The sequence below is a fragment of the Kitasatospora sp. NPDC059973 genome (assembly GCF_042737525.1).
Lineage (GTDB): Bacteria > Actinomycetota > Actinomycetes > Streptomycetales > Streptomycetaceae > Kitasatospora.
On record NZ_JBHWUI010000085.1, the window covers coordinates 1 to 19,590 of the forward strand.

Here is a 19,590-nt window from a genome sequence, read left to right on the forward strand (position 1 = left end):
CGTGCGGGCCCGGCCGGTCGGCGGGACCGGCGCCGCGGGCGTCCGCCGCGCCGTCCTCGACGGTGATCCCGAAGTCGGTGGCCAGGCCGATCAGCCCGGACGCGTAGCCCTGGCCGACGGCCCGGAACTTCCACGACCCGGCCCGGCGGTAGAGCTCGCCCGCGACCAGCGCGGTGACGTCGTCGTTCTCGGGCATCGCGAACTCGGCGAGCGCGGCGGCGCCCTCTCCGGCGCCGGCGTCGAAGAGCAGCAGGCGCAGCCCGGTCACGGAGCGGAACGATCCGCCCTCGGAGGAGCCGGCCAGCACCACCCGGTCCACCTCGGGCGGCAGCTTGGCGAGCTCCGCCTCCACGGTGTCGGCGATCTCGGCGCCGGCGGCGGTCTGCTGCTTGGGCAGGTGGCGCACCAGGCCCGACGGGTGCCTCGGCTGGTTGTAGAAGACGAAGTCGGCATCCGAACGAACCCTGCCCTCGGCGCCGAGGAGCAGCGCGGAGGCGTCCACGTCCGGCGCACCGGGCGTGGCGCTCCAGCGCAGCACGGCGCGGACCGCCGCCACCGGCAGTGCGATGTTGGCGCCCTTGGCCATCACGTGCGTCATAGCGGACCATCCTGCCTGTTCGCCACCCCTTCGGACAACGTGACCGGAGGGGGCGCGGCCATCGGACTTTGCCAATGCTTGCGGTTTGTGAAGCGGAGGGTAATCTTCCGAGAATTCGATGTTTCCGAATCGCATTCGACCGGAAGTCGTCCGTACGATAGGCGGCCAGAGGGCCCCGGGGGGTTCGGCGAGGGGGATCAGCAGCGCGCGCCCGGGAACCACCGGGCCCGGTGGACCGGTTAACCATCGTGACGCCCCGCACCCCGCAACGGTGCCCGACGGCCCGCACTCCGACCTCCCGCAGCCCGACTCCCCACCTGATCGCGGCACCCCCGAGCCGCCTCCGCACCCCCTCCCGGCCCCCTTCCGCATCCCCGAGCACCGCCCGCACCTTCCCGAGCACGAACCCCGCACGCCCCTGAGCACGAACCCCGCACGCCCCTGAGCACGAACCCCGCCGGGACCGGCGGCCGCAACCCCTGAGGAGAGCACCATGCGCCATTTCGGCCACCTCGCCGACGACGTACGCGGCCGGCTCTTCCTCGAACAGCCCAGGGCCTTCTCGGCGGAGAGCGACGCGGCCGTCCTCGCCACCGCGCTGGGCGCGACCCTCTACAGCCCCGCCACCCGGCCCACGCTGGGTGAGGACATCCGCAAGCAGGCGGGTCGGGGCGTGGTCTCGATGGTGCTCTGCCTGGAGGACGCGATCGCCGACCACGAGGTGACCGCGGCCGAGGCCAACCTGGTGGTGCAGCTCGGCGAGCTCTTCGCGGAGCCGCACGGCGGGCTTCCGTCGCGGGGCGGGGCGCCCGGCGCGGCCGGGGAGGCGGCGATCCGCGACGCCCTGCGGGCGCGCGGCGAGGTGCGCCCGGAGATGCCCGGCGGGTGGCTCGGGGAGGTGCGGGGAGTGACGTCCGAGCCGGCCGAGGCCGCCGAAACCTCCACCGCTCGCACACAGGATCTGCCCCTCCTCTTCATCAGGGTCCGAGCCGCCTCCCAGATCACCGACCTCGCCGACCGGCTCGGCCCGGCGATCGGGCTGCTCACCGGTTTCGTCCTGCCGAAGTTCACCGACGAGAGCGGTGGCGAGTTCCTGGAGGCGCTCGCCGGCGCCGAGGCGGCCACCGGCCGCCGGCTGTTCGCCATGCCCGTCCTGGAGTCCCCCGAACTGGCCCACCTGGAGACCCGCCGCGAGCAGCTGTTCGGCATCGCCCGGCTGCTCGACAAGCACCGGGCGCGCGTCCTCGCCGTCCGGCTCGGAGTCACCGACCTCTGCTCCGCGTACGGGCTGCGCCGCTCGCCCGACCTGACCGCGTACGACGTCGCGCTGGTCGCGGCGGTGATCGGGGACGTGGTCAACGTGCTCGGCCGGGCCGACGGCACCGGGTTCACCGTGACCGGTCCGGTCTGGGAGTACTTCCCCGTCCAGGAGCGGATGTTCAAGCCGCAGCTGCGCCGCACCCCGTTCGCCGAGGCGGAGCCCTCCGGGGTGGCCGTGCGCCAGCGGATCATCGACCACGACCTGGACGGCCTGATCCGCGAGATCGAGCTCGACCGGGCCAACGGACTGCTCGGCAAGACCTGCATCCACCCCAGCCACGTCCCCGCCGTGCACGCGCTCTCCGTGGTCACCCATGAGGAGTACAGCGACGCGCGGGACATCCTGGACCAGGAACGCGGCGGCGGCGGGGTGCTGCGTTCGGCGTACACCAACAAGATGAACGAGGCCAAGCCGCACCGGGCCTGGGCCGAGCGGGTGATGCTGCGCGCCGAGGTGTTCGGGGTGGCGAGGGAGGACGTCAGCTTCGCGGAGCTGCTCTCGGCCTGCCTCTGCGGCTGACCGCGGGGGCTCGTCGCTTGTGGGTCTCGGGTCTCCTCCGCTTCTCGTACCTCTCCCGCTTCTCGTACCGCCCGCGCTACTCGCACTACCCGTACTTCTCGTGCCTCTAGTACCTCTCGTACCTCTCGTACCTCTCGGACCGACCGCACGACTCGCACCATCGAAGGCAGGACCAGTAGTGACAGCACAGCAAGAGTGGACCGGTCGCTGGGTGGCCGACCGGGCGGGCGTCGGTCTGACCGGCTCGGACCGCCTCCCCGACCTGGTCGGCCTCGCCCTGCGCGAGAACCCCAAGCGCGCCCACCTGCTGGTCTCCACCGTGCTCGGCAAGCACGTCCCGCAGCGCCCGTCCGTGGTGCACGGCGCCGGTCTCGACCTCGGCCGCCTGGTGCGCGAGCTGCTGGGCGAGGAGGCGGCCGCCCGTGCCGTCGTGCTCGGCTACGCCGAGACCGCCACCGGCCTGGGCCACAGCGTCGCCGACGGCCTGGACGCCCCCTACCTGCACTCCACGCGCCGCCCGGTGGCCGGGCTGACCCCGGTCGGCGGCTTCGAGGAGGAGCACTCGCACGCCACCTCCCACCTGCTGCTGCCCGCCGACCCCGCGCTGCTGGCCGGTGACGGCCCGCTGGTCCTGGTGGACGACGAGTTCTCCACCGGCAACACCGTGCTCAACACCATCCGCGAGCTGCACGCGCGCCACCCGCGCGCCCACTACGTCGTGGTCGCCCTGGTCGACCTCCGCGACGAGAGCGACCGCCGCCGACTGGTCGACACCGCCGCCGAACTCGGCACCCGGCTCGACCTGGTCGCCGCGGCCGGCGGCGGCGTCGAGCTGCCGGCCGACATCCTCGCCCGCGCCGCCGCGCTGATCGCCGAGGTCGGCCCCGCGCCGGAGCCGCCCCCGGCCGCCCCCGCCCCGCTGGTCCGGGTCGCCCTCGACTGGCCCGCGGGCCTGCCGGACGGCGGACGGCACGGCTTCAGCGCCGCGCACCGGGCACAACTCGAAGAGGCGCTCCCGCAGTTGGCGTCCCAGCTGGCCGCCGCGCTGGAGCCGGGCGACACCGGCCCAGCGGCGGGAGAGGGCCCGGCGGCGGGAGAGGCCCCGGCGGCGGGCGAGGGCCGGGAGTCCGGCGCGGCCGGCTCCGGCCGGGTGCTGGTCCTCGGCTGCGAGGAGCTGATGTACGCGCCGCTGCGCCTCGCCGGCGCCCTCGCGGACCACCTCCCCGACGGCGAGGAGCGGGTCCGCTACTCCACCACCACCCGCTCGCCCGTCCTCGCGGTGGACGACCCGGGCTACGCCATCCGCACCCGGCTCTCCTTCCCCGCCCACGACGGTCCGCAGGACGGCGGTTCGCGCGAGCGCTTCGTCTACAACGTCGCCCCCGGCGCCGACCCGGCCCGCCGCTTCGACGCGGTGGTGCTGGTGGTCGACGACGTGGCCGACACCCCCGAACTGCACGACGGCGAACGCTCCCTGCTCGCCCAGCTGCGGCAGGTCACCGACCGGGTGGTGCTCGCCGTGCTGCCCTCGCACCGGCCGGTCCCGGCCGTCCGGCCGGAGCGGAGCGCGCTGCCCGCGCCGCTGCACGGCCCGGAGTTCTCCTCCTACCGCGCCGACGAGGTCTCCTGGCTGCTCAAGGACCTCTCCGACGTCCCGCTGGAGGCCCCGACCGAGGAGCGCGAGGAGGCCGTCCAGAACGGCGGCGCCCACTACGCGGAGTCCCTGCCGGTGGAGTACCAGCCCAGCCCCGAGTACCAGGAACTGTTCCACCAGGCCCTGCGGATCTCCGCCCGCCGGATCGCGCTCGCCGTCGGCACCGTCGCGGAAACGCTGCTCCGCGAGCGCGGCCGCGGCCTGGTGCTCGCCTCGCTGGCCCGGGCCGGCACCCCGGTGGGCGTCCTGATCCGTCGCTGGCTGGCCTTCGCGCACGGCCTGGACACCCCGCACTACGCCGTCTCGATCATCCGCGGCCGCGGCCTGGACCCGGTCGCCGTCCGCTACCTGGACGCCCACCACCACGCCCCCGACGTCGTGTTCGTGGACGGCTGGACCGGCAAGGGCGCGATCACCCGCGAACTCGCCGAGGCCCTGGCCGGCACCGCCTTCGACCCCGAACTGGCCGTCCTGGCCGACCCCGGCCGCTGCGTGCGCACCTACGGCACCCGGGACGACTTCCTCATCCCCTCCGCCTGCCTCAACTCGACCGTCTCCGGCCTGGTCTCCCGCACCGTGCTGCGCACCGACCTGATCGGCCCGGACGACTTCCACGGCGCCAAGCACTACACCGAACTGGCCGGCGGGGACGTCTCCGGCGCCTTCCTGGACACCGTCGCCGACCACTTCGCCGAGGTCCTGGACGAGGTGCGGACGGCGGCCGACCGGCTCGCCGCCGAGGACCGCACCCCCGACTGGGCCGGCTGGGCCGCCGTCGAGCGGATCAGCGCCGAGTACGGCATCGACAACGTCAACCTGGTGAAGCCCGGCGTCGGCGAGACCACCCGGGTCATGCTGCGCCGCGTCCCCTGGCGGGTGCTGGCCCGCCGCGGCACCGGCGCCGACCTCGACCACGTCCGTCTGCTCGCCGCCCAGCGCGGCATCCCCGTCGAGGAGGTCGACGACCTGCCGTACTCGTGCGTCGGCCTGATCCACCCCCGCTACAGCCGGGGAGCGACCGGCGCCTCCGGCACGGCCGTCCTGGTGAAGGAGTCCTGAACCCGATGAGCAGCCCCAGTGGTTTCCTGGTCGCGAGCGACCTCGACCGCACCCTGATCTACAGCAACCGCGCCCTCGCCCTGGACGTGCCCGACCGGCTCGCACCGCGGTTGCTCTCCGTCGAGGTGCACGACGGCAAGGCGCTCTCGTTCATGACCGAGCAGGCCGCCGGGCTGCTCGTCGAACTCGCCCGCGAAGCCCTGCTCGTCCCCGCCACCACCCGGACCAGGACGCAGTACGAACGGGTCAACCTGCCCGGCCCCACGCCCGGTTGGATCCCCGCCTACGCGATCTGCAGCAACGGCGGCCGGCTGCTCGTCGACGGCGTCCCGGACGAGGACTGGCAGGCCGAGGTGGCCGGCCGGCTGGCCACCGCGTCGGTGCCGCTGGCCGAGGTGGTCGAACACCTGGCGCTCTGCGCGGACCCGGAGTGGACGCACAAGCGCCGGGTCGCCGACGAGCTCTTCGCCTACCTGGTCGTCGAACGCGCCGAGCTGCCGGCCGGCTGGCTCGACGAACTCACCGGCTGGTGCGCCGAGCGCGGCTGGACCGTCTCGCTGCAGGGCCGCAAGGTCTACGCCGTCCCGGCGCCGCTGAGCAAGAGCGCGGCGCTGGCCGAGGTCGAGCGGCGCGTCGGCGGCGCCACCGTGCTGGCTGCCGGCGACTCGCTGCTCGACGCGGACCTGCTGCTGGCCGCCGACGCGGCCTGGCGCCCCGGGCACGGCGAACTCGCCGACAGCGGCTGGACGGCCCCCGGGGTCACCGCGCTCGACCAGGTGGGCGTGGCGGCGGGGGAGGAGATCATCCGTCAGTTCCTGGCCCGTGTCCGGGGCGGGGCAGGCGTGGGTGTGGGTGCGACTGCGGGCCCGGAGGTTTCGCGGGCCGTCGGTACCGAGGGCCCGCGGACCGTCGGTGCGGAGGTCTCGCGGACCGCCGACTCGGACGGCGGGCCGGAGGCCGGCTCGCTGGAGTCCGTGGCCAAGGGCTGAGGCCAGGCGCCGCCGGCCGGTCCCCGCTCAGGTCAGCCGCTCCCCGCGCCCGCCGGCCGGTCCCCGCTCAGGTCAGCCGCAGCAACCGCCGCCGCAGCAGCCGCCCCCGCCACCGGACGGGGCCTGCTGCGCGGCGCCGCCGGACGCGCCGCCGGTGACGGCGACGGCCGACAGCAGCTTCACGGTGTCCTCGTGCCCCTGCGGGCAGACCGCGGGGTCGTTGGCCTGCGCCATCGTGCGGCGGAGTTCGAAGGTGGCCCCGCAGGAGCGGCAGCGGAAGTCGTAGCGTGGCATACCGGCAGGGTAGCCCGGCGCGGGTCGGCGGTGCAGGGGGCCCGCACGATCCGTGGGGGCACCGAGGCTGCCGGGGCCGCCGAGGCTGCCGGGCCGCCGGCGGGGTGGCCGGGGGCGGTGCGCGCTACCGGTGGCCGCCCAGGTCCTCGCGGATCAGCTCCACCACCTGCGCCGCCGTCTCCCGCACCGCCGCCAGCTCGGTCAGGAAGTGCCAGTAGTCGGGGTGCCGGCCGGCCGTCTCCAGCGCCTCGACCGCCCGGTCCAGCCGGCCGACCGCCGCGTCCAGCGGAGCCGCGTGCCGCGGGTCCGGCGCCTGCCGCCCCGCCATCGCGAGCCGCTGGGCGTCCCGGAGCGCGAAGCGGGTCCGCTCGATCTCCCGGTTCGGATCGTGCTGCACCTCGTTCAGCTGCCGCAGCCGCTCGTTCACGGCGACCACCGAGCCGTCCGCGGTGTTCAGCAGCGCGCGCACCGTGCCGAGCGCGCCGGTCGCGTCCGGCCAGCGCTGCTCGTCGCGCGCCCGCGCCGCCTCGGCGAGCTTCTGCTCCGCCGCCCGCCCCGCCTCTGCCACCTGGTCCGGCACCCGCTGGAGGTCCTGCCAGCACGCCGTGGCGAACCGCCGCCGCAGCTCACTCAGGGCCGGCTCCACCGTGCCGGCCTTGGTCTCCAGCGCCTGGATCCGGGTCCGCAGGCTCGCCACCCGCCGGTCGATCTCCCGGGCCCGCTCCGGCAGGTGCTCCGCGTCCGCCGTGATCGCGTCGGCCCGCTCCTTCACCCGCTCCGCGCGCTGCAGCGTCGCCGCCACCCCGTGCCGGCCCGCGCCCTCGTTCAGCCGGCCCAACTCCGGGCTCAGCTCCGCCAGCCGGGCCGCCAGGTCGTCCGCCTTCAGCCCCGCGCCGCGCACCGCCTCCAGCGTGGTGGTCGCGGTCAGCAACGACCGCTTCGCCCCCTCCACCGCCGGGGTCACCCGCATCAGCTGCGACTCGGCGTGCTGCAGCACCGGCTGCAACCGCTGCAGGAAGCCGTCCAGCTCAGCCTGCGCCGACCCGAGCTGCCCCTTCACGTCCTGCAACTGGTGCCGGGCCCGCGCCGCGGCACCGGACTCCAGCTCCTCGGCATCCAGATCGTGCGCGTCCAGCGCCGCCAGGTAGTTCACCGTCACCTGGTCCACCCGGCCGGAGATCGCCTCGAAATCCGCCGCCGCCCGCTGCGCCGTCGCGCCGTCCTCCGCCGCCCGCACCGTCTCCACCGCCAGCCGCACCTCCCGCTGGGTGGAGTCCAACTCGTAGAACGCCTGCTGCGCCGCGTCCCGGGCCGCCTTCGCGTCCGCCCGCACCCCCTCGCCGCCGCGCCGGCCCCACCAGCCCCCGCCCGTACCGAACGATGCCGCCCCGGCGGCGCCCAGCGCGCCCGCGATCACCAGCGGCAACACCAGGGCCTCGGCCACCGCACTCCCCGGCCGCCGCCCCCACCCACTCCCGTCGGCCACCCTCACTGCGCGCTCCCTGTTCCGACCGCTGATCCACTGCCCATTGTTCCCGATCGCCCCACCACACCGGCACCCCCACCCGTCCCACTCCCCGAGCACCCGCACCACACCACCCCCCGGGACCAGGTACTCTAGGCAGTCGTCGTGCCCCCACCGGGCCGCGACGGGGGGCGCGTAGCTCAGTGGTAGAGCGCTGCTCTTACAAAGCAGATGTCGGCGGTTCGAAACCGTCCGCGCCCACCAGCATGAAGGGCCAGTTCGGAGGAGCGATCCCCGCGAACTGGCCCTGAGTCGTTTCCGGGGTCTCAGTCGGGCTGTGCCACCTGCGTGCCAGATGCCTCCGGCGGCGGGTCCTGCCGGCCGAGCGCCTTACGGACGGCTTCACCCATGCGGTCGGCTATGGCGCGGTCCCGGTCGCTGGTTATGTGCTGGTAGATCAGTGCGGCCCGAGTGCTGCTGTGGCCCATCCTGGTCATGAGCTCTCGGGTGCTGGCCCCGTTCTGCGAGGCGAGGGTGTTCCCCGTGTGCCGGAGGTCGTGGAAGTGGGCATCTTCACTCACTCCGGCGGCCGTGCGGGCCCGGATCCAGTCGTCCCGGAAGTTGCTCCGACGGAGCTTGCCGCCGCGGGGGCCGATGAAGAGGTGGCCGTCCGGGCCGGGGCAGCGTACCGGTCGAGGTGGTGGGCCAGGTCGTCGACGATCTCGGCCGGGAAGGCCACCGGCCGGAAGCCCGCTCGGCTCTTGGGCGACTTGTCGACCAGACGGCCGGTGTTCAACTCCGCCTGATTGCGCCGCACCCGGACGAGGCGGTTCTCCAGGTCGACGTGTCGTCGGCGCAGAGCCGCCAGCTCACCGAAGCGGAGCGTGGTGAAGGCGGTCAGCAGCACCAGCGCCCGCCAGCGCGGACCGATGGCGTCGGCGACGGCGAATACCTCCACGGGGGAGAGGACGGGACGCTCGGGGACATCATAGGTGTCGGCCCCCTTGATCCGGCACGGGTTGCGCTGGATCAGCTCGTCGTCCACGGCCGTGTTCATGATGGCCCGCAGCAATTGGTACGCCTTGACGACGGACGGTTCGCCAGCGCCACCGCCGAGGAGCCCGGAGCGCCAGGACCGGACGCGCGCAGGGGTGATCTCCGAGAGCATCCGGTGCCCCAGGCCCGGTTCGATGTACTTGCGCAGGGTGATGGCGTACCGCTCGCGCGTGGTCTCCTCCAGCTTGCGGTCCCGCAGCCAGGTCGAGGCGAAGTCGCCGAGCTTCACCTTCCCGGCGTCCGGATCGGTCCACTTGTCCCGCTTGATGTCGGCCTCGATGAGCGTGAGCGCCACCTCGGCGTCCGTCTTGGTCGGGTACGTCTCCTCACCCTTGCGCGTCAACCCGGTGACCGGGTCCGGGTAGCGGATCTGCCAGCGGCCGGAGCGCAGTTGGCGGATGGAGCCGAAGCGGCGGCGGTTGCCCTTGGAGTTGGCCATCAGGCAGCCCTCCGCAGCGAGGCCCGGCGGACAGAGACGGGCAGCACGGTGTTGGCCTCCAGGTATTCGGCGACGACGGCGGGCCGGACTCGGACGTGTCGGCCGATCTTGATGAACTCGATCCGCCGCTCGGCGACGAGACGGCGCGCGAACCGGGGTGTGGTGCCGAGGAGTTCGGCGACCTGGTTGACGTCGAGAAGCGGGTCAGGCATGCGTGGGTTCTCCTTCCGTGCCGGGGGCGGGTTGCAGTGCTTGAGTGAGCCAGGCTTCGCCGCGGGTGAGGCCGAGGCCGGCGAAGACCCAGTGGGCGAGGACGAGGGTGGTGTCCTCGGTGGCCGGGGTGTCGGGGCCGTGAGGGTGTTCGAGGGTCTGGGCGCGGCGCCAGGCGGCGCGGGCGTCTCGGAGCGCGCCGAGGGTGGTCGAGTACTTGCGGGTCTTGGTGGAGAAGTGGCCGCGGAAGCCGAGCATGTGGGCCCAGGCGCGGAGGCGGAGGTCAGCGAGTTCGGGGCGGGTGCCGAGGGTCCAGCAGGTTCGGATGAGGAGGCGGGCGTGTTCCGGGATGTCGTGGTGGGCGATCTCGGCGAGCAGCCGGACCGGGCGGTCGAGGGTCCCGGTGGCGGTCTCGGCGCCCTTGGTGGCGTACTTGGCGATGTAGGCGGCGACGGCCCGTTCGGTGATCTGCACCAGGCCGGTGAAGTCGGCGCTGCGGATGGTGCGGATGTCGAGCTGGCGGCCGAAGGCGAACCGGTGCTCACGGCCGTCGAGCAACGGGCCCGGGACTTCCGTGCGGCGGGCGGCGGCGCGGATGGCGTCCGTCAGCAGTTCGGCGGAGGCCCAGACGGGCGGGGGCTGTTGGCCGTCCTCGGGGCCGTCGAGGCGGATCACGGCGTGGAAGTGGATGGCGCCGCGCTTCTGGTACTCGGCGACCTTGCCGAAGGAGATGCGGGCGAAGTCGCGGAACTCCCGTTGTGTCAGCCCTGCGCGCTTGGCGACCTCCCGGCGCAGGTGGATCGAGAAGCGGGCCCAGATCTTGCCCGCGTGGGCGTTCCACAGGACGGCGCCCTCGTAGTCGTATGTCTCCGGGTTGAGCGGCGAGCCGAGCGCCGGGTCGTCGGCGGGGTGAGCGATGCCGCAACGGCAGCGGCCGGCGGAGGGCCGGTTGTGGACGGGGCCGAAGCTCGGGGCGGTGAAGGTGGCGAACACCGGGGGGTGCGTGGCGACGGTCTCGGGGGTGCCCTTACCTCCGGTGAGTCCGGCAGTGATCAGGTGGTAGGTATCGCGGCGGTAGGTCTCGGCGCAGGACGGGCAGCGGGTGGTGCGCCGGTTGCCGCAGCGCAGGAGCAGATTCCCGGCGGGCAGGTCGGCCGACTCCAGGTGGTGCAGCACCTGCCCGGTGGTCTCGTTGATCTCGGTGCGCCAGCCGTCGAGGCGGATGGGAGAGGTGCAGCCGGCGAGCCCGGAGAGCTGGCGCATGAGCGCGGGCATGGTGCCGAGCTGGGCGAGGCCGAGGAGGTCGGCGACCGGGGCGGGGGTGGTGGCGGTCATCAGGCGGCCACCACCAGCGAGAGGCGGGCCGATTCCAGAACGGTGCGGAGGACGGCGGCGGCCAGGCCGGGCGGGATGGCGTTGCCGATCTGCTCGAATTGCTTGGTCCGTGAGCCGGCCCACGGGTAGCGGGCGGGGAAGTCCTGAAGAGCGCCCGCTTCGGTGGCGTCCAACTCGCGCTCGGCGGTGGGTTGGTCGGCGGGGCGGAGCTTCCAGGACCGGGCGCGGCCGGTGAGGGCCCAGGCGGGGCCGGTGGTAGTGAAGCGGTTGCCGCCGGTGTGGTGTTCGCCCCGGGTGACCACGGCACCGGCGGTCAGGTCGAGGGCGTCGGCCATGGTGACCCATGCGGCGCGGCCGGGGCCGAAGAGCGATTCCGGTTCGGGGGTCCTGGCATGGGTCGGCAGGGGCGGGGTGACTTCTTGGGTGCGGGAGGCGATGAGGAAGGCGCGGCGGCGGGTTTGTGGGATGCCGAAGTCGGCGGCGTTGAGGATGCCGACCCAGGCCGAGTAGCCGAGGGTGCGCAGTATGCGGGCGGTGTGGGCGAAGAGGGGTGCCACGGCGGGGACTTCCTCCAGGGTGATCCAGTTGGGGCGGGTGTCGAGGGCGAAGCGCAGGGGTTCGACCACCAGGAGCGAGCGGGGGTCGGTGCATTCGGCGCGTAGGGCGGTGCGGGTGTCACGGCCGGCTGCGAGGTCGTCCAGGGCTTGGCGGCAGAGGGCGATGTCGTCGGCCCCGGCGTGGAGTCCGGCGGCGGAGAAGGTCTGGCAGGGCGGCGAGCCGATTAGGCCGGAGACCTTGCCGACGAGCGGCGCTGTCGGGTAGGCGGCGACGTCGGTGCGGATGGTGCGGTGGCCGGCAGCGGCGCGGGTGGCGCATGCGGCGGCGTCGATCTCAAGGCCGGTGTCCGTGTGGCCGAGTCGGCGCAGCCCCTCGGACCAGCCACCGGGGCCGGCGAACAGGTCGATGATGTGGCGGTGCATGGCGGTACCTCCCTCCATGGGGAGGCCCCGGGACGGACCGGTGGTGTCGGTCCCGGGGCCCGGGATCGGTCAGGACTGGTCGGCGGGCTTGGGGTGCTTGGCGATCCACTCCTCGGCGCAGACCTTGTGGACGGGCCTGCCACGGTCGGAGCGGAGGTTGGTGGGCTTGTCGCAGATGCCGCAGGGGGCGGGCTTGGGGGCCCAGTGGCGGGAGTCGCGCCAGTCGAGGGCCATCGGTCAGGCCTTGGTGGCGGTGGCCAGCGGGCGGGCGGCGGTGCCGGTGCCGTGGCAGGCGTTGCAGGTGACCGGGATGGTGGCGCGGGAACCGTCGCGCAGGCGGACGCCGGTGGCGATGTGGACGGTGGCGTGGCCGGAGCAGTCCGGGCAGATCCGCGTCTGGGCGTTGCTGTGCTGGGGCATCATGGGGTTCTCCTTCGTGGGCTTCGGTTCGGGAAGGGGTTGCGGTCCCCGGGGCGGCTGGATGCTTGGCGGCTTGCTGCCGCCCCGGGGGCCGGTCTTGCTAGCGGCGGCGCGAGGTACGGCCGTCGGGCTTGTGGGCGTACATGTCGCGGTCGGCGGCGGCGAGGGCGACGGTCAGCGAAGGGACCGGCAGCTCGGCCAGGTGGCACACGCCGACGGAGGCAGCGGCCGGGAGCGTGACACCGGCGTACTGGACAGGGCGGTGGAGAGTCGATCGGAGGCCGTCGAGCCGGTCGGGCGCGTGGGTGGTGACGACGGCGAACTCGTCGCCACCGAGGCGGGCGGCGGTGCCGGAACGGCCGCACCAGGTGTGCAGGCGTTCGGCGGTGGCCGCGAGGACGGCGTCGCCGGCGGCGTGGCCGTGGGTGTCGTTGGTCGCTTTGAAGTCGTCCAGGTCGACGAGGAGCACGGTCACGTGCTCGGCCTGGTGGTGGATCAGGTGTTCGGCCCGGGTGGTGAAGCCGTCGCGGATGTGGAGTCCGGTGAGTGGGTCGCGGCGGGCGGTGGAGAGCCGGCGGTAGAGCCACACGCTGTGGGTGGTCCAACCGGCCAGGGGCGCGGCGGCGGTGAGGTACGGGGCGACGTCCATGGGGCGGTTCCTTCCGGCGCGGGTTGCGGTCCCCGGGGCGGCCGGATGCTTGGCGGCTTGCTGCCGCCCCGGAGACCGGTCAGAGACCGATGGAGAGAGCGCGGGCGGCGGCGCGGTCGAGCAGGTGGTGAATGTCGGCCTGCCGGGTGGTGGGCCGGTCGTTGTACTCGTCCGGGGAGCTGGCCGGGCGGCCGGTGGCGTGCAGCACCTCCATGACCTGGACCCGCGCGGTGGCCACGGTGGCCGGGGTGCCATAGCCGTGGGCGAGGACGGCAGCCTGAGCACCGAGGAGGCAGACCCGGCCGGAGCTGTCCCACATGGCGCCCTGCACCCAGCCGAAGGCGCCGATGTAGCGGGAGGCGAGCCGCAGGTGATCGGCGGCGGTCACCGGCACCGGGCGGGCCGGGGCGGGCAGCGAGGCCAGGTACGCCTCGATCTCCGCGACCAGGCCGGAGGCGTCCGGGGTGAGGACGAGCGGCGGGAGGGAGGTGAGGGCGATGGTCGTCATGCCGGGCTCACTTCGGGTTGACGGCGTTCACGCCGGAGCGGGTGATCTCATCCACGATCGGGGCAAAGAAGGTCCCGGCGAGGTAGAAGCCGAAGAGGGCGATCAGGGCGGCGACCCAGAGGCGGATGCCGAGGAGCTTGACGGCGGTCCAGACGCCGGCGCCGAGGACGACGACCAGGGGCAGGGTGACGGTCATAGCGGGTCTCCTGTCAGCGGACGGTGCAGCGGTGGGTGCGGGCGGCGATCTCGGCCGCCGGTCGGGAGTCGTAGTCGGCGGAGAAGCCGCAGCGCGGGGCGGTGCAGACCGCGGTGTGCTTCTCGCGGCCACGGCCGTCGTAGTAGGTGGCGACCTGTACGGGACCGATGCGGATGGTGTTGCGCGGGCGGATCGGGCGGGGCATGGAGTGACCTCCTGTCAGGTGAGCTGCGCGGTGATGGCGGCGGCGAGCTGGGGCGGGACGCCGAGGCGGGCGCGCAGGGTGTCCGGGTCGATCGGGGCGCCGGTGCGGGCGCGGTGGTCGTCGGCGACCTTGCGGGCGTGATCGACCAGCGCGGCCGGCACCGAGACGGACGGAGCCCGCACGGGCGGAGCAGGAGCAGGAGCGGGCGCAGGCGGTAGGGCGGGCATGGGTTCGGGGGCTTCGACGGCCTCCGGTTCGGGCTCGGCGGCCGGGGGGACCGGCGGCGCGGTGGGCTCGGCTTCGTAGACCGGCAGCTCGGGTTCGGGGGCGGTTTCGGGTTCGGGGCGGTGCTCGGTGGCGGTGTGGGCGAGAAGGGTGCCGCCGAAGAAGGCGAGCGCGGGCCAGCCGGCGACGAGGATGCGGAGCCAGGCCGGGACGGCGTCGAGGTCGAGAAGCCCGGCGGTGGCGACGTTGGCGCCGAGCGAGGCGGCCAGGGCGATGGCGAACCAGGTCCAGGCGGCCGGGGCCGGGGCGCCGTTCGATCGCAGGACGCGCATGCGGTGCCAGGCGGCGACGAGCAGCAGGTCGACGGAGACGGGGTAGGCCCATGCCTTCCAGCCGTGCTGGCCGGCGGCTGCGGCGAGGTCGTGGAGGTGGGCGAAGGACAGGGCACCGGCAATGGCGGCTTGCACGAGCACGGCGTCCGGGCGGAGCAGTCGCATCGGTCGGTTCTCCTTCCTGGGGATTGGGGCCGGACCGGGCGGGCCAGGGGGCATCTGCCGGGATCCGACGGTCGGGGCGGCTACTCGGCGGCGGTGCCGGTGCCGAGGCAGGTCGGGCAGAGGACTTCGACCTCGCCGGCGGGGCGGGACTTCTTGCCCCGGCCGACGGTGTGGGTCTCGCTCACCCAGCCCTCGCCGGCGCAGCCGGTGCACTGGGGCAGGGCCTTCTTGGTGCGGGGCTTCCTCGCGGTCATGGACCGGGTTCCTTCCGGATTCGGGCATGGCGGGGGTAGGGACGTGGCGCGAGAAGCGGCCGCGCCGACCGTGGTGAGCGGTGGGTCAGCCGGTGACGGGGCGGGGCTTGACCAGGGACGGGCCGTCGGCGGTCGCGGCCGAGGCCGGGACGATCGGTCGGAAGGCCGCGAGGGCGGGCAGCTCGGGCGTCAGGTGGGCGGTTGCCCGGCAGATGCGGGCGGAGTCGGCGAGGGACAGGTCCGGGGTACGGATGCGGGACCAGCCGCCGGAGGAGTCGCCGGCCACGGCCACGCCGGGCATTTCGGGGGCGATCTGTGTGGCGGCGACGACCGCTTCGGGCGAGATGTCGCCAAGCCCCATTTCGGCGGTGGGCTTGTCGTTGACGCGGTGGACGACCCGGCCGGTGAGCTGGGCGCGGAGCATGGTCGCGCCCTTGCCCAGCTCGGAGCCGAATCGCTGGCCGCAGACCTCCAGGAACATCCCGGCAGCGCGGCCGAGTTGGGCGAGGCGGATGAGCTGGGTGACCATGTGGTCCCGGCGGTCCTCTTCCTTGCGGGTGGCGACGAGGAACAGTTCCGCCACCTCATCGACGACGAGCACCACCGGTACCGGCCGCAGGTCCGCCGGCAGGCCCCAGATGTCCGAGGTGATCTCGTCATCCGACACCGAGCCAGTGATGCCCTGATGGTCGCGGATCAGGTCATACCGCGCTTCCATCTCGCCAACCAGCTTGTCCAGCAGCGCACTTGCCTGCTCCGGATTGGTGGCCAGTGCCGACAACCGCGTGGCGAACGGCGCCTGTTCGACGCCGAGCTTGCAGTCGATCCCCACCAGTGCCACCTTGCGCCGGGCGAGACCGGTGACCAGGTTGCGCATGTAGACGGACTTGCCGGTCAGCGTCGCGCCCAGCGTCAGGCAGTGCGGGATGGTCCGGTAGTCCCGGACGAACGCCGTACCGTCGTCCCGCAGCGCCACCGGCACCAGCAGATCACCGGACGGCAGCCGGCGCGGCATCCGCACCTTGCGGAGCACGTCGAAGCCGGTCATCCGCAGCTCCACCACGCCGGGCTTCACGATGGACACGTGGACGGCGTGCACACCCCAGGCGTGGCGCAGGCGTTCGGCCGAGGCCGCGACATCCGCCGGTTCCTGACCGGGCGCCAGCCGCAGGCGGACCCGCAGGCCTGTCGAGGTCGGCCGCACCCGGCGAATCCTCGGCGGAACCGGGCGGATCTCCCGGCGACTGGTCGCCCGGGTGACCAGCACCCGCAGCCGGGACGGCGCCACCGTCAGCCCGCAGGCGTCCATGGCGCTGCCGTACGTTGCGGAGAACCGTGCCGCCGTGACCGGAAGGCCGATCGCCGACCAGTACACCGCCGGCGCCTTGACCCGGGCGTACGCGGCCCCACCGGTGACGGCCACCAGGGGGCCACCCACCTCGGCCAGCGTCAGTAGCTCGGACATGACGCTCAGCCGTTCGCGGGAGCCGGGACGAGCGAGGTGATCGCTGCGGCGCGGAACGAAATCCCGTGCCGCTTCTGGCCGTTGAACTCGTTTTCCCAGTCGCGGGCCTTGAGCCCGGTCACCGCCACCGGCATGCCGACGGTCAAGCCGTCCGAGACACCGGTCTCCGGCACGGTCACGGTGTAGAGGTTCGCGTCGCCCTCGTCGCCCTCGTCGGCGATCGTCAGGCCCACGGTCAGCAGCCGGGCCCCCGTCTCGCGGTCCATGGCGATCTCGCCGGTCTGCTTGTTCACCAGCTTCGGCGCCGGCGGGACGACCACGAACACGAACGCGGTCGAGAGGTCGATCTTGAACACGGCCACGGTGCATCTCCTCTAGCGGAGCTGATCTCATGCACTCATGTACATGAGCTGATGGATAGAAGAGTGCCCAACTCCTGTACATGAGTCAACCCGCCGCGAGAAAGAATCTCGCGACGGGTTGCGGAAGTTGAGGGAGCGTCAGTCGCGCGCGGCGAACCGGTAGTCCAGAACGAACTGGTCAGCGGCCATGATCGTGTCGCAGACCTCCACCACGCGGCCGGCATCCGTGATCGCGTCCCGGACGAGATGGATCACCGGCGAACCCGGGCTCAGAGCGAGCGCCGCCGTCTCCGCCTTGGTCGCCAGTCGGGCCCGGACGGTCTCCACGAACTCGGCCAGGGTGTGACCGTGCTCCTCCAACCGGGCGTAGATGCCGCCGCCACCAGGGTTCTCGGCGAAGGTCTCGGGGATGTCCTTCACTACGTCCCACGGCAGGTAGGACGTCGCCTCCTCGGTCGGTGTCCCATCCCGGAAGTAGCGCCGCTTGCGGGCCAGCACCTTCGAGCCGACGGGCACGTTCAGCCGCTCGGCGATCTCGGCCGGCGCGTCCACGGGCCCCACGAAGAGCACGTTCACGGACGGCTTGCCGCCTGACTGCTCGGCTTCAGCCAGGTAGGCCGCCTTGCCCGCGAGTCGGTGAGCGCGACGAAACCGGTCCGAGGACTTCCGCTGCACCGGGGGACGCGACCGGACGAAGGACCCGCGACCGTGGTGCGTCTCGATGAGCTGTGTCGTCCTCAGCTCGGCGACGGCCTTGCGGACCGTGCCGGAAGCCACCCCGTACCGCTCCATGAGTTCGGCTTCACTGGGGATGGCCGCGCCAGGAGGCAGGACCCCGGATCGGATCTGGGACGCCAGGTCGTCCGCGATCTGCTGATACTTCGCCTTCGCCGTCGATGCGGCCTCGCCACTCGCCATGGTGCTGAAAGGTCTCCTATTCTCCTGTACATGAGTACCAACCCCCCACTTCAACCGTCAACGCCTCTCCACTCCGTGTCTGTGGCCGGTGCGGTCGTGCGCGAGGATGGCCGGCTACTGGTGATCCGCCGCGCCGACAACGGCACGTGGGAGCCGCCCGGTGGCGTGCTGGAACTCTCGGAGACGGTCGAGGACGGCGTTCGCCGCGAGGTGTACGAGGAGACCGGCATCAAGGTCTCGGTGGAACGGCTCACCGGCGTCTACAAGAACGTGAACCGCGGGGTGGTCGCCCTGGTCTTCCGGTGCCACCCCGAAGGCGGCAGCGAGCAGCTGTCCGACGAGTCGACGGCCGTCGCGTGGCTCACCCCGGAGGAGGTCGCGGACCGGATGGGCGAGGTTTACGCCGTCCGTCTGCTCGATGCCCTCCAGGGCGACGCGGCCCCGCACGTCCGGACGCACGACGGCCGGACGCTCATCGACATGCTGCAGGCGACCTGAGTCAGCGGGGCTTCCTTCCGCGCTTGCTCATCTGGCTCCAGACATAGCGGTGACGGGCGATGGTGAAGACCCGATCCACCCTGTTCGGGGACAGTTCCGCCGGCCGGGAGGGCAGGACGGAGGCGATCTGCTCGCCGTCGATGACCGTCACTCCGGGCGTCGCACCGAGCGTGATCCTCTGGGCGCCCACGACGGCGATGACGGGGTGAACCGGCACGTCGAAGCCGCACCACTCGGTCAGCAGCTTGGCGGTCCGGCTTGCCTCGAACTCTGAGTTCTCCAGATACGGGAAGCCGTTGCGGTTGACCTTCACGATCTTGTCGCCGACCCACACCGTGGCGCCGGGGTGGTGCTTCGAGTTGACCGTGAAGACGCCCGGCGGGCCGATCACCACGTGGTCGATGTCCGATCCGGACGGCAGCGGTATGCCATGCAGGACCTTCCAGCCGGCGGCTTTCAGTGGCTCCAGGCGGGCGCCCACGATCTGCTCGCCCTCCAGCCCGCGGAGGGTGGTCGTGTCGCCGAGGCGCTGCCGGGAGACCTTGGCGGCGAGGCGGACGAGCAGCTTGTACTTCTCCTCGCCCTGGCGTACCAAGCTCTCCAGCCCGGCGCCGGGGAGGTTTCGCGCGAGGTCGTCATCTTCTCGCATGGGAGGCAGGAACGGCACCTCTGCCCGCGGCTGTGGCGCGGGAGGCGGGACTACCTTCGCTGGTTGGCGCTTCGCCTCTCGGTATTGAACAGTTCGTTGTGGCACGTGGTTACCGAAGGAGCGGCACCAGTCTTCGACCTTGGCCAGTGCAGAGGCTTCAAGCTCTGGGATGTCCACGATGACCACCCCGGTCTTGCAGTCCAGCCAAGCCACCGAATCGCCGCGGGCGCCGGCCGTGTTCACATAGAGCCGCTCCTTGCCTGGCACTCGCCACAGCTTGACTACCAGCTCCGTCATGCCCATCCCTCCCGTGTGCCCTCCCTGACACGGGATCATCATGCCCACGTACCGATCGACAGGAACGCGGCGAGTCAGGTAGCCGAGGCGGTTCGGCCAGCAGGTGAGAGAGCAGGGCCGAAGGAGGAGTAGAGAAGGAGGGGTGTTGCGTAAAAACCTTCTCTACGGGTTCAAGGGCGCGCCCGGCGCGCCAGCGCACGGCCCTGCCGCTCGCCGCCGCTCCTGTCTGCGCCCCGCGGCGGCGGCGGCCGGCCGCGCCAGGCGGGAGGACATGGGTGCAGGTCACTACCGGCCGTGGCTGGTGACGGGCGGCTCCACGGTTTTACCCACCTGCCAGGACCGGGACCCTCGTCGAGCAAGACCGGGGGGCCACTCGGCCAAATTGCGGTCAGGCCCAAAAGCCCTGACCGAGTCGCAACAGCTTACGGCCCCCCGATCATGCGCGACCCCAGACCAGACAGGACACCGGCCAAAACCGCTCCACCGCCCGCGCGAATTCCGCCCCCAAGCCGATCAATCGCCCTTTAC

The 19,590-nt window shown here is 72.9% G+C and carries 24 protein-coding genes and 1 tRNA gene; 5 read left to right on the forward strand and 20 right to left on the reverse strand.

The features are described from left to right. The coding region (locus ACFWA9_RS22805; protein ID WP_380389319.1) for a TerD family protein at positions 1-598 on the reverse strand (598 nt) is incomplete at its 3' end. 493 nt (positions 599-1,091) lie between these two features. On the opposite strand from ACFWA9_RS22805, the gene ACFWA9_RS22810 reads away from it, so the two are divergent. From ACFWA9_RS22810 to ACFWA9_RS22820, 3 genes are all read left to right on the forward strand, one after another. Beyond that, positions 1,092-2,438, forward strand: coding sequence for an HpcH/HpaI aldolase/citrate lyase family protein (locus tag ACFWA9_RS22810; protein ID WP_380389321.1), 1,347 nt, complete (start codon positions 1,092-1,094; stop codon positions 2,436-2,438). 178 nt (positions 2,439-2,616) lie between these two features. Further along, positions 2,617-5,151: a phosphoribosyltransferase gene (locus ACFWA9_RS22815; RefSeq protein WP_380389323.1), complete on the forward strand. Its 2,535-nt coding sequence runs from the start codon at positions 2,617-2,619 to the stop codon at positions 5,149-5,151. 5 nt (positions 5,152-5,156) lie between these two features. Continuing rightward, the gene (locus ACFWA9_RS22820) at positions 5,157-6,140 is read left to right on the forward strand and encodes an HAD family hydrolase (protein ID WP_380389325.1); all 984 of its coding nucleotides are present in this window, start codon (positions 5,157-5,159) and stop codon (positions 6,138-6,140) included. Between the two features lie 72 nt (positions 6,141-6,212). Here the strand turns inward: ACFWA9_RS22820 and ACFWA9_RS22825 are convergent, their stop codons facing one another. Together ACFWA9_RS22825 and ACFWA9_RS22830 are read right to left on the reverse strand one after the other, a co-directional pair. After that, the gene (locus ACFWA9_RS22825) at positions 6,213-6,434 is read right to left on the reverse strand and encodes a zinc ribbon domain-containing protein (RefSeq protein ID WP_329487465.1); all 222 of its coding nucleotides are present in this window, start codon (positions 6,432-6,434) and stop codon (positions 6,213-6,215) included. A gap of 124 nt (positions 6,435-6,558) precedes the next feature. Continuing rightward, entirely contained in the window at positions 6,559-7,878 is a 1,320-nt protein-coding gene (locus ACFWA9_RS22830) for a hypothetical protein (protein ID WP_380389327.1), read from the reverse strand. A 210-nt stretch (positions 7,879-8,088) separates the two neighbouring features. Here ACFWA9_RS22830 and ACFWA9_RS22835 point away from each other — a divergent pair. Next, positions 8,089-8,163 (forward strand) — tRNA-Val (locus ACFWA9_RS22835). 62 nt (positions 8,164-8,225) lie between these two features. Here the strand turns inward: ACFWA9_RS22835 and ACFWA9_RS22840 are convergent. The 16 genes from ACFWA9_RS22840 to ACFWA9_RS22915 all read right to left on the reverse strand — a co-directional run bounded on the left by ACFWA9_RS22840 (position 8,226) and on the right by ACFWA9_RS22915 (position 17,618). Continuing rightward, positions 8,226-8,555 (reverse strand): tyrosine-type recombinase/integrase, encoded by a 330-nt coding sequence (locus ACFWA9_RS22840; RefSeq protein WP_380389378.1) that lies wholly within the window; start codon positions 8,553-8,555, stop codon positions 8,226-8,228. Further along, positions 8,477-9,394 carry a tyrosine-type recombinase/integrase gene (locus ACFWA9_RS22845; protein WP_380389329.1) on the reverse strand — a complete coding sequence of 306 codons (918 nt, stop codon included), beginning with the start codon at positions 9,392-9,394 and terminating at the stop codon, positions 8,477-8,479. Before ACFWA9_RS22845 ends, ACFWA9_RS22840 begins: the two co-directional genes overlap by 79 nt. Then, on the reverse strand, positions 9,394-9,606 hold the full coding sequence (locus tag ACFWA9_RS22850; protein WP_380389331.1) for a helix-turn-helix domain-containing protein: 213 nt from the start codon (positions 9,604-9,606) through the stop codon (positions 9,394-9,396). The genes ACFWA9_RS22845 and ACFWA9_RS22850 overlap by 1 nt, the downstream gene beginning before the upstream one ends. Then, positions 9,599-10,939, reverse strand: a complete 1,341-nt coding sequence (locus ACFWA9_RS22855) for a replication initiator (protein ID WP_380389333.1) — start codon at positions 10,937-10,939, stop codon at positions 9,599-9,601. The genes ACFWA9_RS22850 and ACFWA9_RS22855 overlap by 8 nt, the downstream gene beginning before the upstream one ends. Further along, positions 10,939-11,919: a DNA cytosine methyltransferase gene (locus tag ACFWA9_RS22860; RefSeq protein WP_380389335.1), complete on the reverse strand. Its 981-nt coding sequence runs from the start codon at positions 11,917-11,919 to the stop codon at positions 10,939-10,941. Before ACFWA9_RS22860 ends, ACFWA9_RS22855 begins: the two co-directional genes overlap by 1 nt. 69 nt (positions 11,920-11,988) lie before the next feature. After that, complete coding sequence (locus ACFWA9_RS22865) at positions 11,989-12,153, reverse strand: hypothetical protein (protein WP_380389337.1); 165 nt, start codon at positions 12,151-12,153, stop codon at positions 11,989-11,991. Positions 12,154-12,156: 3 nt separating this feature from the next. Further along, positions 12,157-12,342: a hypothetical protein gene (locus ACFWA9_RS22870; protein ID WP_380389339.1), complete on the reverse strand. Its 186-nt coding sequence runs from the start codon at positions 12,340-12,342 to the stop codon at positions 12,157-12,159. A gap of 97 nt (positions 12,343-12,439) precedes the next feature. Beyond that, a complete protein-coding gene (locus tag ACFWA9_RS22875; RefSeq protein ID WP_380389341.1) occupies positions 12,440-12,988 on the reverse strand; it encodes a GGDEF domain-containing protein in 549 nt (182 codons plus the stop codon). 79 nt (positions 12,989-13,067) lie between these two features. Then, positions 13,068-13,496, reverse strand: coding sequence for a hypothetical protein (locus ACFWA9_RS22880; RefSeq protein WP_380389342.1), 429 nt, complete (start codon positions 13,494-13,496; stop codon positions 13,068-13,070). 7 nt (positions 13,497-13,503) lie between these two features. Further along, positions 13,504-13,692, reverse strand: a complete 189-nt coding sequence (locus ACFWA9_RS22885; RefSeq protein ID WP_380389344.1) for a hypothetical protein — start codon at positions 13,690-13,692, stop codon at positions 13,504-13,506. Positions 13,693-13,705: 13 nt separating this feature from the next. Further along, the gene (locus ACFWA9_RS22890; RefSeq protein ID WP_380389346.1) at positions 13,706-13,897 is read right to left on the reverse strand and encodes a mobile element transfer protein; all 192 of its coding nucleotides are present in this window, start codon (positions 13,895-13,897) and stop codon (positions 13,706-13,708) included. 14 nt (positions 13,898-13,911) lie between these two features. After that, positions 13,912-14,619 carry a DUF2637 domain-containing protein gene (locus ACFWA9_RS22895; RefSeq protein ID WP_380389348.1) on the reverse strand — a complete coding sequence of 236 codons (708 nt, stop codon included), beginning with the start codon at positions 14,617-14,619 and terminating at the stop codon, positions 13,912-13,914. A gap of 80 nt (positions 14,620-14,699) precedes the next feature. Next, on the reverse strand, positions 14,700-14,873 hold the full coding sequence (locus tag ACFWA9_RS22900) for a hypothetical protein (protein ID WP_380389350.1): 174 nt from the start codon (positions 14,871-14,873) through the stop codon (positions 14,700-14,702). 85 nt (positions 14,874-14,958) lie between these two features. Further along, positions 14,959-16,338 carry an FtsK/SpoIIIE domain-containing protein gene (locus ACFWA9_RS22905; protein ID WP_380389352.1) on the reverse strand — a complete coding sequence of 460 codons (1,380 nt, stop codon included), beginning with the start codon at positions 16,336-16,338 and terminating at the stop codon, positions 14,959-14,961. A 5-nt stretch (positions 16,339-16,343) separates the two neighbouring features. Continuing rightward, positions 16,344-16,700, reverse strand: a complete 357-nt coding sequence (locus ACFWA9_RS22910) for a hypothetical protein (protein WP_380389354.1) — start codon at positions 16,698-16,700, stop codon at positions 16,344-16,346. Positions 16,701-16,838: 138 nt separating this feature from the next. Next, on the reverse strand, positions 16,839-17,618 hold the full coding sequence (locus ACFWA9_RS22915) for a GntR family transcriptional regulator (RefSeq protein ID WP_380389356.1): 780 nt from the start codon (positions 17,616-17,618) through the stop codon (positions 16,839-16,841). Between the two features lie 18 nt (positions 17,619-17,636). Here ACFWA9_RS22915 and ACFWA9_RS22920 point away from each other — a divergent pair, with 18 nt between their 5' ends. Next, the gene (locus tag ACFWA9_RS22920; RefSeq protein ID WP_380389380.1) at positions 17,637-18,116 is read left to right on the forward strand and encodes an NUDIX hydrolase; all 480 of its coding nucleotides are present in this window, start codon (positions 17,637-17,639) and stop codon (positions 18,114-18,116) included. A gap of 1 nt (position 18,117) precedes the next feature. On the opposite strand, the gene ACFWA9_RS22925 is transcribed toward ACFWA9_RS22920, so the two are convergent. Beyond that, positions 18,118-19,062, reverse strand: a complete 945-nt coding sequence (locus ACFWA9_RS22925) for a nuclease-related domain-containing protein (protein WP_380389358.1) — start codon at positions 19,060-19,062, stop codon at positions 18,118-18,120. Positions 19,063-19,590 lie beyond the last annotated feature (528 nt).

What these genes read in the sequence shown, in the direction of transcription:
- ACFWA9_RS22810 (WP_380389321.1), top strand. Translation starts at nt 1,092, where the DNA reads ATGCGCCATTTCGGCCACCTCGCCGACGACGTACGCGGCCGGCTCTTC.
- ACFWA9_RS22820 (WP_380389325.1), top strand. Translation starts at nt 5,157, where the DNA reads ATGAGCAGCCCCAGTGGTTTCCTGGTCGCGAGCGACCTCGACCGCACC.
- ACFWA9_RS22825 (WP_329487465.1), bottom strand. Translation starts at nt 6,434, where the DNA reads ATGCCACGCTACGACTTCCGCTGCCGCTCCTGCGGGGCCACCTTCGAA.
- ACFWA9_RS22845 (WP_380389329.1), bottom strand. Translation starts at nt 9,394, where the DNA reads ATGGCCAACTCCAAGGGCAACCGCCGCCGCTTCGGCTCCATCCGCCAA.
- ACFWA9_RS22850 (WP_380389331.1), bottom strand. Translation starts at nt 9,606, where the DNA reads ATGCCTGACCCGCTTCTCGACGTCAACCAGGTCGCCGAACTCCTCGGC.
- ACFWA9_RS22855 (WP_380389333.1), bottom strand. Translation starts at nt 10,939, where the DNA reads ATGACCGCCACCACCCCCGCCCCGGTCGCCGACCTCCTCGGCCTCGCC.
- ACFWA9_RS22860 (WP_380389335.1), bottom strand. Translation starts at nt 11,919, where the DNA reads ATGCACCGCCACATCATCGACCTGTTCGCCGGCCCCGGTGGCTGGTCC.
- ACFWA9_RS22865 (WP_380389337.1), bottom strand. Translation starts at nt 12,153, where the DNA reads ATGGCCCTCGACTGGCGCGACTCCCGCCACTGGGCCCCCAAGCCCGCC.
- ACFWA9_RS22870 (WP_380389339.1), bottom strand. Translation starts at nt 12,342, where the DNA reads ATGATGCCCCAGCACAGCAACGCCCAGACGCGGATCTGCCCGGACTGC.
- ACFWA9_RS22875 (WP_380389341.1), bottom strand. Translation starts at nt 12,988, where the DNA reads ATGGACGTCGCCCCGTACCTCACCGCCGCCGCGCCCCTGGCCGGTTGG.
- ACFWA9_RS22880 (WP_380389342.1), bottom strand. Translation starts at nt 13,496, where the DNA reads ATGACGACCATCGCCCTCACCTCCCTCCCGCCGCTCGTCCTCACCCCG.
- ACFWA9_RS22885 (WP_380389344.1), bottom strand. Translation starts at nt 13,692, where the DNA reads ATGACCGTCACCCTGCCCCTGGTCGTCGTCCTCGGCGCCGGCGTCTGG.
- ACFWA9_RS22890 (WP_380389346.1), bottom strand. Translation starts at nt 13,897, where the DNA reads ATGCCCCGCCCGATCCGCCCGCGCAACACCATCCGCATCGGTCCCGTA.
- ACFWA9_RS22895 (WP_380389348.1), bottom strand. Translation starts at nt 14,619, where the DNA reads ATGCGACTGCTCCGCCCGGACGCCGTGCTCGTGCAAGCCGCCATTGCC.
- ACFWA9_RS22900 (WP_380389350.1), bottom strand. Translation starts at nt 14,873, where the DNA reads ATGACCGCGAGGAAGCCCCGCACCAAGAAGGCCCTGCCCCAGTGCACC.
- ACFWA9_RS22905 (WP_380389352.1), bottom strand. Translation starts at nt 16,338, where the DNA reads ATGTCCGAGCTACTGACGCTGGCCGAGGTGGGTGGCCCCCTGGTGGCC.
- ACFWA9_RS22915 (WP_380389356.1), bottom strand. Translation starts at nt 17,618, where the DNA reads ATGGCGAGTGGCGAGGCCGCATCGACGGCGAAGGCGAAGTATCAGCAG.
- ACFWA9_RS22925 (WP_380389358.1), bottom strand. Translation starts at nt 19,062, where the DNA reads ATGACGGAGCTGGTAGTCAAGCTGTGGCGAGTGCCAGGCAAGGAGCGG.